A 16076-nucleotide genomic window follows, 5' to 3' on the forward strand; every position below is an offset into this window, starting at 1 on the left:
CGATAATTTTATACAAAATAAGAAAGGGAAAAATCATGAAACAGTTAGAGGTTCTGGTCATAACTAAGAATAAAGAAGTTCCAAGAATTATGAATTGGAAGGTGTCTGCTGCAGACACCGTTGAAAAGGCCATAGAGCGATTGCAGTTGCAACCGTTCAAGGTAGTAGCAATTTTAAGTTCTGCGGATGAGATCGATAAAAAGAAACTAAAACAAATAGCATCGGTGTTATACGATACAATGATGGTATCGGAGTATGATGATGACACAAATTTGTCTGAAAGGGTAAAGGCAGCATATTGGTCAAAAAAATGGCCTATCAGGCAAAATAGCTATTTAGATAATGCGTTCGACTTGGAATTGGCTTATCGGTTAAATTAAAAATGCCGTATCCATCATTTATCGAGGTTGACAAAGAATGAAATATGGATACTACCCATAATTATTAAAAACAATAAATATTAAAGACATGAAAATTAGAAGTATAGAACAGGTAACAAAACCAGGTACTCCTCACTTTGTGGGCGATGGGTTTAGGGTGCATAACTTTATTCCGGGTACGTCGACTATGGAACGTATGGATCCCTTTATCATGTTGGATTATAATTCTAAATACAATTTTCCGCCAACGGATAAGCCTAAAGGTGTAGGGGTGCACCCTCACAGGGGGTTCGAAACAGTTACTATCGCGTATAAAGGTCGTGTAGAGCACATGGATAGTGCAGGTGGTGGGGGCGTTATAGGTGAAGGCGACGTGCAGTGGATGACTGCTGCTTCGGGGGTATTGCATAAAGAGTTTCATGAAACTGAATGGAGTAAAACCGGTGGCGAATTTCAAATGGTACAGTTGTGGGTTAATCTGCCTGCTAAGGATAAAATGAGTCCTCCTAAATATCAAGCTATCTCTAATGCTGAAATGCCTAAGGTTAGGTTGCAGAACGAAGCTGGTGAAATTGAGATTATTGCGGGGCAATATAATGGAAATGAAGGGCCTGCTTCTACATTTTCTCCTATAAACATGTATAATGTAAAGTTAAAAAAAGGGGCAAAAACAGAACTGGTCTTTCCTCAAAATTACACAACAGCTATGTTGATGGTAGAGGGTAATGCTAAGGTAAATGATGTAATAGAGGTGCTCGAAGATCATTTTGCGCTTTTTGGTTTAGATGGAGAGTCTATTGTAATCGAAGCTCTTAGTGACGCGGTAATCTTGGTGTTAAGCGGTGAACCGCTGAATGAACCAATTGCTGCCCACGGTCCTTTTGTGATGAATAGTAGGGAAGAATTGATGGAGGCATTTAATGACTTTAATACCGGAAAGTTTGGGTATTTGGAAGATTAGCTCATAAGGCTAAGGAGGTAAAGTTATATTGATTCAAAATTAGTTGTAAACTTTTGTGTACCTTAGTATAACTTTTGCTTTTATCTATTCATGAGATACCTGGTTTGTGTTCTATATATTACTTTTTGCAAATTGTCTGTTGCCCAGCAGATTGGTACGGTGGACTTTAAGACAGGCACCGTAAAGGTTAATGTTATGCCAGAAACCAAAACTGTAAGTGGTTTTGTGACGTATGATTTTGTAATGCTTAAGGATACAGACTCTATTTTTATTGATGCTGTAGATATGCGATTCGAACAGGTTTTACTTGGGGAATCTAAGCTAGAGTCTTATAATGATGGCAAAAAGTTGTGGTTAAAGCATGCGTTTAAGAAAGATTCTACCTATCGTGTGTCATTTAATTATTGGGTTGTTCCCAAAAAGGCCATGTATTTTATTGGATGGGATTTGGAAAGGGATGGTGTTTCCAATGTGATAAAGAAACAAGTGTGGACCCAGGGTCAGGGTAAGTACACGAGTCATTGGTTGCCTAGTTTTGACGATATGAACGAAAAGGTTGTATTTGACTTATCGATTACTTTCAATAAAGATTTTGAAGTTGTTGCTAATGGCCGTTTAATCAATAAGCAATTTAACGATACAACAATAACCTGGCATTATGATATGCAAGAACCCATGTCCAGTTACCTTCTGGCATTGGCAATTGGCAGGTACGATAAATACTCTGAAGTTTCTAAGAGTGGTATTCCGTTAACGATGTATTATTATCCAGAAGATTCTTTAAATGCGAAACCTACTTATCGCTATACGAAGGATATGTTTGATTTTTTGGAAGCGGAGATAGGGATGCCGTATGCCTGGCAAAATTATAAGCAAGTTCCGGTAAAAGATTTTTTGTATGCTGGTATGGAAAATACGAGCCTTACCATTTTTTCTGATGCTTTTATGGTGGATTCCATTGGTTTTGTGGATAAGAACTATGTTAATGTCAATGCTCACGAATTAGCCCATCAGTGGTTTGGAAATTTGGTAACTGAAGTTTCGGGAACTCACCATTGGCTGCAGGAAGGTTTTGCAACTTATTATGCTTTATTGGCGGAGCGCAGTGTTTTTGGTGATAACTATTATTATTGGCGTTTATACGAGTATGCACAAGAATTGTTGCAACAGGATAGGAGCGAACAGGGAACTTCGTTATTGGATCCTAAATCAAGTAGTACTACGTTTTATAAAAGAGGTGCTTGGGTGCTGCATGTATTGCGTGAACTGGTAGGTGCCGAGGCATTTAAATTGGCGGTGACCAATTATTTAAAGGTTTATAAGTTTAAAAATGTAAAAACCAGTGATTTTATAGAAGAGGTGGAAAAGGTTAGCGGAAAGAATTTAGAGGAATTTGTAGGTATGTGGCTTGAGTCTTTAACTTTTCCTTATAATGATGCTATGGAAAGCCTTAAAAAATCATACTTTATTCAGGAGTACTTAATGGTTGATTGTGAGGTGTTGACTTCAAAATGCAACGATTATTTGTCTTCTGGTATTTCTGATGAGGCTAAATCTAAAATTATATTACAAAACCCTGCTGTAATTAAAAAAGAGGATTTTAATAACGGGGTAAAAGTGCGTCAAGCCATTGCGCAGGCACTAAGTAAAATACCTGTTGGATTTAAGGCGAGTTATGAGTCTTTTTTGGAAGATAATTCGTATATTACTATAGAGGTAGCCTTAATTAATTTGTGGACTAATTTTCCAAAGGAAAGGCATCGTTATTTAGATGTAACTAAGGGTATTATAGGGTTTAAGGATTGTAATGTTAGGGTATTGTGGTTAACGCTGGCCTTGCTTACGGAGGGGTACAAAATGGAGAGGAAACAGGAATATTATAATGCCTTAATAGATTATACTGGGCCAGAGTATGGTTTTGAAATACGAAAGCATGCATTCCAGTATTTAAAATGGATTAATGCTTGTGATGGTAACTGTCATGAAAACTTAAAACAGGCAACGACGCATCATGTATGGCATTTTTCAAAGTTTGCAAAGCGCTTGTTAGAGAAAGAGCATTAAATGTTTGTATATAATATAAGTTAAGTATGAAAGCATTGGTGATTTCTGGAGGAGGTAGTAAAGGCGCATTTGCAGGTGGTGTTGCGCAATACTTAATTGAGAATGAAAAGCATGATTACGATATTTTTATTGGGACTTCAACGGGTAGTTTATTGGTTTCTCATTTGGCCTTAAAAAAGGTAAACAAAATAAAGACGGTATATACCAGCGTAACCCAAGATTCTATTTTTAGTAGTTGCCCGTTTTTAATAAAAAAGAAAAAAGGCATTGAGACTATAAGAATAAATCATTTTAATGTACTAAGGAATATTTTAAGTGGTAGTAAAACCTTTGGTGAAAGTTATCATTTAAAAGAACTTATAAAGCAAACACTAACAGAAAAGGAGTTTGATGTTTTAAAAGCAACAGGGAAGGATGTTGTTGTTACTGTTGCCAATTTGTCGCTAAACCATGTTGAGTACAAGTCAATTAAGGATTTTAGTTATGAGGCATTTTGTGAATGGATTTGGATTTCATGTAACTATACGCCTTTTATGACATTGGTTAAAAAAGACGGTTGCGAGTATGCCGATGGCGGACTGGGGTCTATGGTGCCAATTGAGGAAGCTATAAAACGGGGAGCAACAACTATAGATGTTATAATTTTACAAACAGAAGTGTCCCAATTTAACAGGATGCCTTCTCTTAATGCCTTTTCGTTGTTAACTAATATGTTTGCCTTTATGTTGGATAGAATTGAAGGACAAAATATTAGAATTGGAAAGTTTGTTGCATCTAATCAGGATGCTATTATTAATTTTTATTATACACCAACGGTTTTAACAACAAATTCGTTGATCTTTAACAAAGAAAAGATGACCAAGTGGTGGCAAAGTGGGTTTGATTATGCCAAACATAAAAACATTAAAGTAAGTCCTTTAGAAGAAGCACAATGAAAGCACTAGTAATATCAGGAGGTGGTAGTAAGGGGGCGTATGCCGGAGGTGTAGCCCAATATTTAATTCAAGAAGAAGGTAGGCGTTACGATATGTTTTTGGGTACGTCGACCGGAAGTTTGCTGGTACCTCATTTGGCGGTGGGTGATATCGATAAAATTTATAGGGTTTTTACTAATGTAAAGCAAAGCAACATATTTAGTGTTAACCCTTTTGTGCAGAGAAAAAAGGGGAATAGAGAGTTTGTGTCTATTAACTTTATTAATTCCTTGTGGCAGTTTATTAAAATGAAACGCACTTTTGGAGAAAGTAAAGCTTTAAAGCGTTATTTAAAACGTCATTTTACTGAAGATGAGTACAATAAAATTAAGGCTACCAAAGAAGATGTTGTAGTGACGGTTTCGAATTTGTCAAAAAACAGGGTGGAGTATAAGTCTATTAAGGATTGTACGTATGAAGAGTTTTGTAATTGGATCTGGATATCTTGTAATTATATTCCTTTTATGTCGTTGGCTAAGGTTGATGGTTTTGAGTATGCTGATGGTGCGTTTACATGTGTAGTACCCATTCGAGAAGCCATACTTAGGGGAGCTACCGAGATAGATGCCATTATCTTGGAATCGGAGAATATGGAATACAATAAAGTGCTGGGTAAAAACCCATTTTCCCTAATGCTTAATTTATTTGGGCATTTGCTGGATCAAGTAGAACGCAGTGATATTACTATTGGTAAGTTGGCGGCTAAAAATAAAGGTGTAACGCTTAACTTGTATTATACGCCATCAAAACTTACGGAGAACTCTTTGATTTTTAGCAGGAGACTGATGGTGTCCTGGTGGGAGCAAGGCTTTAATTATGCTAAATCTAGATTTTCCAAATTAAAATCGAACGAATTAAAAGTGGGATAATTTATTTTTTACCACAGTTCACTAACCTCTTCTTTAATATAAGATAGTGCAGCATCGCTAGGGGAGCGGCGTTCCATCATTTCGGTTAAAACCACTTCGCGGAGTTTGTTTGCGGTGTCTGTTTTTTCAAGTAAACTTGCTTTTCTAATGAGCTGAATGGTTGCATTTTTTGCTGCATTAATGATACTCCAGCATTTATCGCTTATGTATATCTGCTGTGACAGGTTGTGTTCAAACTCCTGTTCTATGTTCTGTATGAGTAGTGATTCGTAGCTGTCCTTATCGGACGATATTGGAGCTACTCTAGTAAGCAGATGGCTTGGTTTTATGCGTTCTAAAAACAGGGCCATGCGTTCGTAAGCTTGTAATCGGAGTGGAAGGGCGCTAACTTGTAAATCCTTTTTTAAAACAAAACGCCTGCGTCCATCTTCGTTTTTGGTATGTTCTTTAAAGAAATAATAGGCTATAATTCCGGTTATCAATGCAGGAATGGCAAATAAAAAAAGATCAATGACGCGTTCGGGATCCATAAGTTTGATAGGTTTAAGGGTTAGGTTTGTTATAATCTCCTCCCAAATATACGCATTCTTTTAAATCCTTCATGCTTGTAAAAGGTACTGGGGTTTTATTGTACATATAGGTCCGGGCCAATTCTTTGGACAGGTTGTGGTCATCGACATTTATTTCGATATCACGCATTTTAAACTGGCAAGGATGTTCGTAACCTGCAGAGTGGGTGATTTCTGTTAGTTCCTTTCTAAAGGTTTTAAAATATTGCGCCAAGCGTTCAGATTTTAGGGTGGGATCAATGCCATTTTGAAGCCACTTGCTTTGTGTTGCAACGCCACTTGGACAACGGTTGGTATGGCATATTTGTGCTTGTATACAGCCAATACTCATCATGGCTTCCCTGGCGACATTAATACAATCGGCTCCCATAGCGAAAGCCATTGCTGCTTTAGCTGGGAACCCAAGCTTACCGCTACCAATAAATACAATGCGTTCTGTTAAATCTTTGTTTTTAAAGAGTTTGTACAGGTCACTAAAGCCATATACCCAGGGTAGTGAAACATGATCGGCAAAGCTAGGGGGCGCAGCACCAGTACCGCCTTCACCACCATCGACAGTAATAAAGTCGGGGCCCTTATTAGTAGTTTTCATGATGTTTGCAAGTTCTTCCCATTGTTCTAGTTTGCCAATAGCGGCTTTAATACCTACGGGTAGCCCAGTTGCATCGGCTATGGCTTCAATAAAGTCTACCATTTCTGTAACGTTGGAAAAAGCACTGTGGTTGGGAGGTGATAATACATCTTTTCCAACTTTAACACCACGAATATTGGCAATCTCTTTTGTTATTTTCGATCCAGGAAGCACACCACCTTTACCAGGCTTGGCTCCTTGGGATAGTTTAATTTCAACAGCTCGGATAAATGGATTGGCTTGAACGAGTTTTACCAGTTTTTCCATGGAAAAGCTGCCATCATCATTACGTACGCCAAAATATCCAGTACCAAAATGAAAGACTACGTCGCCGCCGTAGCTATGGTACGGAGACAGGCCTCCCTCACCAGTATTATGGTAAGCATTGGCCTTTTTTACGCCTTTGTTAAGCGATTCTATGGCCTTAGCAGATAGGGAACCAAAACTCATGGCAGAGACATTGATGATCGAAGCTGGTCTGTAAGGTCTTTTTCTTTTATTGTAGGCCCCCATAACTTTAGCACAGGGTATAAAGGATTTGTCTAGGGTATTAGGGTGATCTTCTTCAATTTTATAGGGAATCATGGCGTTGTTTATAAAAATGTGCTGATGCGCATAGATATCCCTATCGGTGCCAAAACCTTCATAATTGTTTTCCTTTTTTGCCGAGGCATATATCCACCCTCGTTCTATTCTGTTAAAGGGTAGCTCTTCCCTGTTATTAGCAACGAGGTATTGTCTTAATTCCGGGCCAATTTTTTCCAGCATGTACCGTAAGTGTCCCACAACGGGGAAATTATGACTAATGGTGTGTTGTTTTTGAAGAAATATATCGCGTATAGCGATTATAAATAGAACGATTAATACCCAGCCCCACCAAGGAATACTGGAAAGAATGTTTAAAACGGTATCCATATATGCAAATCGATTTCATCAAAAATAAACATTATATAGTATTTGGTTAATGTCGGCTTGTTTATTTGTTAACAGTGAACTCATCTTAACTTTTTATGTTTCCTAAAAAATGACTCAAATCTGCTCATATTTCGTTACTTTTTTTACTCGTAGCAATGCTATGACTTTCAAAAAGTGCCTCATCTGAACAAATTTGATATCATTTTCGGTTAAAAACAAAAAGTCAAGATGAGTTCAGTGTAAAAAAGATAATGTTGTAAAGATTATGTGAACATACGTATTGGGGTATAACGGATATTCGAAAAAATATATATGGTTAACCAATTTGTAAATAGTATAAAACAAAAAGAAGGCCAACCCCATTTTATCTGGTAGTCGACCTTCAATTCATAATTGATTAATAGCATGATAAAACTAAGCTAAATATTAGGATGCAACTAGTTTAGTAAGGGTAGTTTATAGGTAGTTTAAAAAAAAACGCAAATGAGCAAATGTGCTGTTTTTTAAGGGTTCACATGTTTTTTTATAGGGGTAGTAAGTGTTAAAACTTCCTTTCTACTATTAATTCCCAATTTTTCGTATAGATTTTTAATGTGATACTTAACGGTGTTAATTGAAATGTGTAAAGTTTCAGCAATTTCCTTATTGCTCTTACCTTCGCCTATGAGTTGTAGGATTTCATTTTCGCGAAAGCTCAATAACGGATCTTCAAAAGGTTTTTTATTTTCAGTTTTTTGTTGTTTGAGTTCAAGTGAAAGTAATTCCAATTCTTTAGTATATTCATTTAGGGAATTCCGCATGGTATCATTTTCAAGCTGTAATATTTTCATTCTGTAAATTACGGCATAGGATAGTAACAGCATTTCTATATACCCAGCAATTTTTACATGGGATGCATTTATGTTTATAAAAGAAACAGCATACAATTTTAAAAGATAGAAATCGATCCCCAAAAGTAAAATAAAAACATAGGCTATGACAAAAAGTTTGATAAACATGTTTTGCTTAAATAATAACACGCCCTTTACCCAATAGATAGAGACCAAGGCAAATGCCATAGATTCTAAAATAACAAATAAGTAAAAATTGGAAGAGCCTATGTAAGATAACAATATGGTTATGAGGAGCATGGTGTAGCCAAAAGTAAAGATTGCCAGTTTGGATTTGTAATTTTGAATTTGTAAATAGTTGGTAGCGAAAAGGGCTCCAAAAATAGCAGCTAAAGTGTGGTCTACAGCCAATAAGATATCTGAAATTTCTTTAGACATACCTAGTAGCCTAAACATGCCATCGCTATATATAAACGATATGGTAATGGTTATGACAAAGAGAGCATAGTACAAAAAAGTGGTATCTTTAAAATTGAGAAAATATAATAAGTTTGTAATAGCAACAACCAATGCAAAGCCATAGTAAATACCATTAAAAATGTTGGTTTTTTTTTCTTCGTAATTAAATAGGGTTGTAGGCTTTATATTTAAAGGTATAAAGGCTTCTTTGTCGGTGTCAACTCTAACATAAACAGGTGATGTGTTATATGTTCTAAATGTTACAAATTTTTCATGATCTGAGATCTCCAATAAAGAGGTGCCCTGATAAGCTTTAACTTCGGTAATATGAGCATTTGGAATTTGTACCGTATGGTCGTTTAGGTTGTTAATCTTTAACCAGTACAGTCCATTGTTTAATCCGTTATTTAATGTAGAAGTAAGTGGGGTGAAGTTGGCAGAGGTAATTGTTTTATGTGTATGTGCTTTATTTACATCGTGATGTATAAAAACATTTTGAGAGATTCCGTTCAGAGTGATAAATAAGACACCTAAACAAAGGTACTTGTTAAGTAGTTTTAAAAACATTGTAATTGAGGGATGATTAATAGCTTAGGTATAAATATAATTAAAAAAAGGAAACGGCAAAAGCTTAATAATTGTTTATAATTATTCATAAATCCATTTAGTAAAAAGCTTAACAATGGTTAATTTCACACCGTAAAATAATGTAGTTTGGAAAAATATTTAAGTCAGTTAAACGAAGCACAGTTGGCACCTACTTTGCAAAAAGATGGCCCAATGATAATTATAGCAGGAGCAGGATCGGGTAAAACACGTGTATTAACCTATCGTATTGCTTATTTAATGCATCAAGGAGTCGACCCATTTAATATATTGGCATTGACTTTTACCAACAAAGCAGCCCGTGAAATGAAGGAGCGTATCGCAACTATTGTTGGAAATAGTGAGGCAAAAAACCTATGGATGGGGACTTTTCACTCTGTTTTTGCAAAGATATTGCGTATGGAGGCTGATAAATTAGGTTTTCCGAGCAATTTTACAATATATGACACGCAAGATTCAGGGAGGCTTATAGCTTCTATCATTAAGGAATTGAACTTAGATAAGGATATTTATAAATACAAGCAAGTACAATCCAGAATTTCGTCTTATAAAAATAGTTTGATAACTGTTCATGCTTATTTTAAAAACCCCGAACTTATTGAGGCAGATACCATGGCGAGGCGTCCGCGTATGGGAGATATTTATAAGACTTATGTTGACCGTTGTTTTAAAGCAGGTGCTATGGATTTTGACGATTTGCTATTAAGGACAAATGAATTGCTAACGCGGTTCCCAGAAGTTTTAATGAAGTATCAAAACCGCTTTAAGTATATTTTGGTGGATGAGTACCAAGATACAAACCATTCCCAGTACTTAATAGTAAGAGCCTTATCTGATAAGTTTCAAAATATATGTGTTGTGGGTGACGATGCGCAAAGTATTTATGCGTTTCGTGGTGCTAACATTAATAATATTTTAAATTTCCAAAAGGATTATGACGGGGTTAATGTATACCGCCTTGAACAAAATTATCGTTCAACGAAGAACATAGTCAATGCAGCCAATTCAATAATAGATAAAAACCAAACAAAATTGGATAAGGTTGTTTGGACAGCGAATGATGAAGGTGCCAAGATAATGGTTCATCGTTCCCTAACCGATGCCGATGAGGGACGTTATGTGGCTAGTACTATTTTTGAAACAAAAATGCAAAACCAGTTGCTTAACAGTGATTTTGCTATTTTGTACAGAACTAATGCCCAGTCCAGGGCTATTGAAGACGCCTTACGAAAGCGTGATATACCTTACAGGATTTATGGGGGTTTGTCGTTTTACCAGCGTAAGGAGATAAAAGATGTCCTGTCGTATTTAAGACTTATTATCAATCCTGCCGATGAGGAAGCTTTAAAGCGTGTTATTAATTTTCCGCCCAGAGGTATTGGCCAAACTACTATGGATAGGCTTACCGTAGCAGCTAATAGTTATAAGCGTAGTATTTTTGAAGTTATAAAAAATATCGACAAGGCTAACGTAAAGGTGAATACGGGAACAAAAACAAAATTACAGGATTTTGTGACCATGATTGAAAGCTTTCAAGTTTTAAATCAAACAGCCGACGTTTTTGAATTGGCCGAACATGTTACGAAATCAAGTGGCTTGATTAAGGAGTTCAACAAGGATACTACACCAGAAGGGATTACCCGAATGGAGAATATAGAAGAACTCTTAAATGGTATGAAAGATTTTGTTGAAGGACAAAAAGAGCTAGCTGATTCCACTGGGTCTTTAGCAGAGTTTTTGGAAGATGTAGCTTTGGCTACCGATCTTGATGCTGATAAGGGGGATAACGATCATGTAGCTTTAATGACTATTCACTTAGCGAAAGGTCTGGAGTTTCCTTACGTATATATTGTAGGTTTAGAAGAGGATTTGTTCCCTAGTGCCATGAGCATGAATACACGAAGTGAGTTGGAAGAGGAGCGGCGTTTGTTTTATGTGGCCTTAACTCGTGCCGAAAAGCAAGCATATTTAACTTATGCATTGTCCAGATACCGATGGGGTAAGTTGGTTGATTCTGACCCAAGCCGCTTTATTGAGGAAATAGATGAACAATACCTGGAAATCTTAACACCCAAGGAAGAGCTTAGAAGAAACCCCATGTTGGATGCCGATATTTTTGGGGATGTTCCTCCTACTAAAATTAGATACAAACCTGCAAAGCAGGCTGTACTAAAGAAAGGGTCTGCAAAACAGGAAGCTCCAAAGTTTCAGGTTACAGCACCAAAAAACTTAAAGCCTGTAAAAGCATCTGGCGATAGTTCTGCTAGTTCTTTTGATGGAAATTTGGCAGTCGGTAATAAAGTCAAACACATTCGTTTTGGAACTGGAGAAGTTTTAAAAATAGAGGGTAGTGGAGCTGATGTTAAGGCTGAGATTGATTTTCAGCATGGCGGTGTTAAAAGGCTTTTGTTGCGATTCGCTAAACTGGAGGTGATAGGGTAGGTTTGTTTAAAGTTTAAAGTGAAAAGTTAGAAGATTTTAGCATCTTTTTTCTTGGGTCTTAGGTAGTGGATTGGAGAAGTTGTTTTTGATATGATGGATATTATTAATAATCAATAGACAATAATCAATTGTAAATTAGAAGCTAGGAGTTGGAATATTAATTTGTGTAGGGTGTAACTATTAATTTTATTAAGCAGATAATAAAAAAGGCGATCGGAATATTTTCGATCGCCTTTTTTATGCTTATATGATTTATAGACTATTTCATTTTTATGACTATAAATTCGGTACGTCTGTTTAATTGGTGATTGCTTTCTTCACAGTCCACGCTACCGTCACATCCATTAGTTAATCGACGTTCACCAAATCCTTGGTGTTCTGTGATTCTTGCAGGATCGATGCCTTTAGAAATTAAGTACTCGTAAGTTGAGTTTGCACGATCAATTGATAATTTATCATTGTATGTTAAATCACCTCTCGAATCGGTGTGCGATTCTATTCTAATTACCATACCTGGATATTCATTCAACATTAAGTTAACAATCTTATCAAGTTCCAATGCTGCATCAGGACGGATGTTATGCTTGTCGAAATCAAAGTAAATAGTATTCAATTCAGCTAATATAACAACATCTTGAACAGGGTTTAGTTCTAAGTTTTTAGTAATTGTTGTTACTTTGGTTTCAATATTTTTAGTAGTGAACGATTCAGAGTCGTCTTCATACTTCTTCTGACTGGCTGTAATCTTATAATCTACATCCCTGTCGATATTGATTTCGTAGTAGCCTTCTTCGTCTGTTTCCATGTAAGCTATTTGCTTGTTATTACCATCTAGCAAAGTGATAATAGCATTAGCAATAGGTTTTTTGTTTATAGCATCGGTAACAACACCTTCAACATTTAAAAGTGGTACTCTGTTGTAGGCATATATATCGTCATCTCCCATACCGCCACTACGATTAGAAGCAATATATCCAGTAAGCCCATCTTCTCCCATAAAGAAAGAGAAATCGTCTTTGCTGGAGTTTACAGGAACCCCTAAATTAATTACATCAATAATCTTGTTGTCCTTATCGGCAACAGTTGCAAAAATATCCAACATACCAAGTCCTACGTGACCATCGGATGAGAAGAACAAGGTGCCTTCATTGTTTATAAATGGCATCCCTTCAGAGCCAGATGTGTTTATTACGTCTCCCAAATTCTCAGGGTTTCCTAGGCTACCATCTTCATTGATGTCTACTACATAAATATCGGAACCTCCAAAACCACCAGGTCTGTCTGAAGCAAAATAAAGTTTTTTACCATCGCTACTTAATGCAGGGTGCTGCGTTGTGTATTCTGAATTGTTGATGGATAAATCTTCAACATCTGTCCAAACACTATCTTTTAAAGTAGCTCGGTAGATCTTAATGTTGTTGATGCCCTTTTTATCTTTTTCCTGAATGTTTTTAAAGAAATCGTTTCTTGTAAAGTACATGGTTGTGCCATCTTTGGTAATGGCAACAGGGCCGTCGTGATAAATAGAATTTACATCACCTTTTAATTTGGCTTTATGGTCTACGGGTTCTTTACTGCCTTTTTCGGTTACGTACACATCCAAAAATGGTTGCTCGTTCCATCCATAAAGACGTTTTACGGAAACGCCCTCATCGCGTGTGGAAGCAAAATAGACTTTGCCATCGTGTTCGTAAGCTCCAAAATCACTTAGCTTAGAGTTAAAGTTGACTTTAGATAAGAAATATTGTTGTTTGGCATTAAAGATACTCGTGATAAAGTTACCATCCTTTCCAAAATTTTTGGTAGAGGTAACACCACCGGAATCCTTATAACGACGCATCCATTCTCTGGAGCCTTTATAATCTTCTATACCTCTTAAGGCTTGAGCATAGTTGTAATAGTACTCAATAGGTACATTGTCTTGTTTTACCGCTTTTTTATAATATTTAGCAGCGTTTTTTACGTCTCTTAATAAAGCATAACAATCGGCTAGGCGTCTTACAGCATAATCTTCATTATACTTATTCTCAATAAGCTCTTTATATACCTCGGCAGCTTTTACAAAAGAAAACTTGTTGAATAAGGTATCTGCTTTTTTCTGTTTTCCGTATTGCGCAGAGGCAGTAAAACTCACCATCAATACGATACAAACTAATATGTAATTTTTTATTTTCATGGGTGACTTTTTTTATTAGAAATATCTAGGTGATTTTAATTTATTGCTTATAAACTTAAACTCGTACATCAATAAAACTTCATGAGTTCCATTAGTGTAATTGTTTATGTCAGATAGTGGCTTTTCGTATGCATAACCAACACGTAACTGTCTTGATACTTGAAAATCTACGATACCTCCAAAAGCTCCAGTAGATTCGTTTATCCTGTAGGAACCTCCCAGCCAAATCTTTTCATTAAATAAGAAGTTGGCAGTAATATCGTAAGATAGGGGGGCACCATTGGTTGCTTTAATCAGGTAAGCTGGTTTGAATTTAACTGTTTTACTTAGATTAAATACATAACCACCAGTAAAGTAATAGCTTAAACGTTCTAAAGCTTCGAACCCTTCATCTCTGTTTCTGTCTGTATTTAGGACTCTAGGAGCAGATAAGCCAAGATACCATTTATCGGTGTGCCAAAACATACCCAAACCTATATTAGGACTCCAGCGATCTTCAATACCACGAATTGTTGGGTCAAAACTTTGTGATAATTGAAAATCGGGATCTAAACTGTATTGTGTAAAACCAGCTTTTAAACCAAATGCTAATTTTCCAGTAGTCCCAGTTGGGATGGAATATGAAAAATCACCATATAGATAGGAGAAGTTTTCAGGGCCCAAATCGTCCTGGATAAAGGATAAACCTAAACCAATACGGTCATTTCTAAGCGGCGTGTGAATGGACAATGTTTGTGTTATTGGGCCACCATCGAAGCCAACCCATTGGCTTCGGTGCAATCCAACAATACTTAAAGCTTCACGACTTCCTGCATAGGCAGGGTTCACAGAAATGGTATTGTACATGTACTGCGTAAACTGCGGTAGCTGTTGTGCAACGCCCACTGTACAACTAAACAACGCAATTGCGATGATATAATGTTTTATAAGTTTCATAGGTTAAAGTTTTTATTTGGTTCCTAAGTAAACTGGTCCGGTGAATGGAGGTAATCCAGGGCTACCATTTCCAGTGCTGTTTTTTAATGTTACGATGTAATAATATGTTCCGTTTGGTACTGTACTTGCGTTACCAATGGATGATTTGTGAGCTTGACCTTCCCATTTTTCGGGGTTATGGTCTCCTGTTGCGTTCAATCCAAGCGGGTAATCATCAGACTCGTAAATTAATGCACCCCAACGGTTGAATATCTTAACACCAATTTTAAATCCACATTGCTCCTCAATACCAGAGATATCGAAGGATTGGTTCCAGCTATCACCGTTAGGTGTTACTGCTTTGGAGATAACAACATCACCAGAGGTACATGGATAGATAATACAATCATCATTAATGTTAATAGTTACTTCAGTTGTTTCTAAACAACCCGTTTCACTTGTATAAGTGTAACTGAATACATAGTCTCCATATTGATCTTCCAAATTACTTGGATCAAAATTACTACCATCTAAATTTGGTGTGGTAACTCCGGAAACAAATGTCCAATTAGCATCTTCATTTGTATTGTCGACATAGTCGTTCAAGTCAATAATACCATCATCGTAACATCTCTCGTCAGAATCTTGGGTTACAAATTCATCAACAGTAACTGTCACTACCTGTTCGAAAACAGCGACATTTTCACATTCATCTTTTACTTCCCATTTTCTAATGATTTCATAATCTTCAGATGTGTTTGTGGTATATGAAGTCGTTTCAGTAAAGTTAACAGTAATATTAGTTGAACAATTATCAATAAAGCTAGGTTCTGGTGCTTCTGGTATATCCGCACAACTTGCAGTTACTTCTGTAGGGAAGTTAGTTGCCAGTTCTGGGGCTTGGTCATCAACAATCGTGATAATTTGTACATGAGTGGTAATATTGTCACAACCATCATTCAAAGACCATGTACGTGTAATGGTACTCTCGTTAGCACATTCACCAGCAGTAACCTCGTCACTATAAGTAGCTTCTAATTGTGAGGAACAATTATCCATTTCATCACTTACGTCACCTGTAAGAACAAGATCCGTGGCATCATCTTCACAGTTGATCGTTACGTCGGCTGGCACCGTAAAGGTAGGAGGCGTAACATCCTGTACTGTGATTATCTGTACGTGCGTCGTGGTATTGTCACAATCGTCAGTTAAAGACCATGTACGTGTAATGGTACTCTCGTTAGCACATTCACCAGCGGTAACCTCGTCACTATAAGTAGCTTCC

12 protein-coding genes are annotated in these 16076 nt (G+C 36.7%); 6 read left to right on the forward strand and 6 right to left on the reverse strand.

Annotation, left to right across the window (positions count from 1 at the left end):
* Positions 1 to 35: 35 nt before the first annotated feature.
* From ABD792_RS04175 to ABD792_RS04195, 5 genes are all read left to right on the forward strand, one after another.
* Positions 36 to 380: a hypothetical protein gene (locus tag ABD792_RS04175; protein ID WP_345004548.1), complete on the forward strand. Its 345-nt coding sequence runs from the start codon at positions 36 to 38 to the stop codon at positions 378 to 380.
* 88 nt (positions 381 to 468) lie between these two features.
* Positions 469 to 1341, forward strand: a complete 873-nt coding sequence (locus ABD792_RS04180; protein WP_345004549.1) for a pirin family protein — start codon at positions 469 to 471, stop codon at positions 1339 to 1341.
* Between the two features lie 90 nt (positions 1342 to 1431).
* Entirely contained in the window at positions 1432 to 3405 is a 1974-nt protein-coding gene (locus ABD792_RS04185) for a M1 family metallopeptidase (RefSeq protein WP_345004550.1), read from the forward strand.
* 26 nt (positions 3406 to 3431) lie between these two features.
* Positions 3432 to 4340, forward strand: coding sequence for a patatin-like phospholipase family protein (locus ABD792_RS04190; protein ID WP_345004551.1), 909 nt, complete (start codon positions 3432 to 3434; stop codon positions 4338 to 4340).
* Positions 4337 to 5248, forward strand: coding sequence for a patatin-like phospholipase family protein (locus ABD792_RS04195; RefSeq protein ID WP_345004552.1), 912 nt, complete (start codon positions 4337 to 4339; stop codon positions 5246 to 5248). The genes ABD792_RS04190 and ABD792_RS04195 overlap by 4 nt, the downstream gene beginning before the upstream one ends.
* An 8-nt stretch (positions 5249 to 5256) precedes the next feature.
* Here the strand turns inward: ABD792_RS04195 and ABD792_RS04200 are convergent, their stop codons facing one another.
* The 3 genes from ABD792_RS04200 to ABD792_RS04210 form a co-directional block, all read right to left on the reverse strand.
* Positions 5257 to 5778 carry a DUF7935 family protein gene (locus tag ABD792_RS04200; RefSeq protein WP_345004553.1) on the reverse strand — a complete coding sequence of 174 codons (522 nt, stop codon included), beginning with the start codon at positions 5776 to 5778 and terminating at the stop codon, positions 5257 to 5259.
* A 13-nt stretch (positions 5779 to 5791) separates the two neighbouring features.
* Positions 5792 to 7363, reverse strand: coding sequence for an FMN-binding glutamate synthase family protein (locus tag ABD792_RS04205; protein WP_345004555.1), 1572 nt, complete (start codon positions 7361 to 7363; stop codon positions 5792 to 5794).
* A gap of 503 nt (positions 7364 to 7866) precedes the next feature.
* Positions 7867 to 9219: a LuxR C-terminal-related transcriptional regulator gene (locus tag ABD792_RS04210; RefSeq protein ID WP_345004557.1), complete on the reverse strand. Its 1353-nt coding sequence runs from the start codon at positions 9217 to 9219 to the stop codon at positions 7867 to 7869.
* 147 nt (positions 9220 to 9366) lie between these two features.
* Between ABD792_RS04210 and ABD792_RS04215 the strand changes: the two genes are divergently transcribed.
* Positions 9367 to 11700: an ATP-dependent helicase gene (locus tag ABD792_RS04215; RefSeq protein ID WP_345004558.1), complete on the forward strand. Its 2334-nt coding sequence runs from the start codon at positions 9367 to 9369 to the stop codon at positions 11698 to 11700.
* A 259-nt stretch (positions 11701 to 11959) separates the two neighbouring features.
* Here the strand turns inward: ABD792_RS04215 and ABD792_RS04220 are convergent, their stop codons facing one another.
* The 3 genes from ABD792_RS04220 to ABD792_RS04230 all read right to left on the reverse strand — a co-directional run.
* On the reverse strand, positions 11960 to 13876 hold the full coding sequence (locus ABD792_RS04220; protein ID WP_345004559.1) for an OmpA family protein: 1917 nt from the start codon (positions 13874 to 13876) through the stop codon (positions 11960 to 11962).
* A gap of 15 nt (positions 13877 to 13891) precedes the next feature.
* Complete coding sequence (locus ABD792_RS04225) at positions 13892 to 14812, reverse strand: PorP/SprF family type IX secretion system membrane protein (RefSeq protein ID WP_345004560.1); 921 nt, start codon at positions 14810 to 14812, stop codon at positions 13892 to 13894.
* Positions 14813 to 14824: 12 nt separating this feature from the next.
* On the reverse strand, positions 14825 to 16076 hold a 1252-nt coding region (locus tag ABD792_RS04230), incomplete at its 5' end, for a T9SS type B sorting domain-containing protein (protein ID WP_345004561.1).

It is taken from the genome of Snuella lapsa (assembly GCF_039539345.1).
GTDB lineage: Bacteria > Bacteroidota > Bacteroidia > Flavobacteriales > Flavobacteriaceae > Snuella > Snuella lapsa.

Coding starts and splice junctions, on each gene's coding strand:
- ABD792_RS04200 (WP_345004553.1), bottom strand. CDS start 5,778: ATGGATCCCGAACGCGTCATTGATCTTTTTTTATTTGCCATTCCTGCA.
- ABD792_RS04225 (WP_345004560.1), bottom strand. CDS start 14,812: ATGAAACTTATAAAACATTATATCATCGCAATTGCGTTGTTTAGTTGT.
- ABD792_RS04220 (WP_345004559.1), bottom strand. CDS start 13,876: ATGAAAATAAAAAATTACATATTAGTTTGTATCGTATTGATGGTGAGT.
- ABD792_RS04205 (WP_345004555.1), bottom strand. CDS start 7,363: ATGGATACCGTTTTAAACATTCTTTCCAGTATTCCTTGGTGGGGCTGG.
- ABD792_RS04175 (WP_345004548.1), top strand. CDS start 36: ATGAAACAGTTAGAGGTTCTGGTCATAACTAAGAATAAAGAAGTTCCA.
- ABD792_RS04210 (WP_345004557.1), bottom strand. CDS start 9,219: ATGTTTTTAAAACTACTTAACAAGTACCTTTGTTTAGGTGTCTTATTT.
- ABD792_RS04190 (WP_345004551.1), top strand. CDS start 3,432: ATGAAAGCATTGGTGATTTCTGGAGGAGGTAGTAAAGGCGCATTTGCA.
- ABD792_RS04180 (WP_345004549.1), top strand. CDS start 469: ATGAAAATTAGAAGTATAGAACAGGTAACAAAACCAGGTACTCCTCAC.
- ABD792_RS04185 (WP_345004550.1), top strand. CDS start 1,432: ATGAGATACCTGGTTTGTGTTCTATATATTACTTTTTGCAAATTGTCT.
- ABD792_RS04195 (WP_345004552.1), top strand. CDS start 4,337: ATGAAAGCACTAGTAATATCAGGAGGTGGTAGTAAGGGGGCGTATGCC.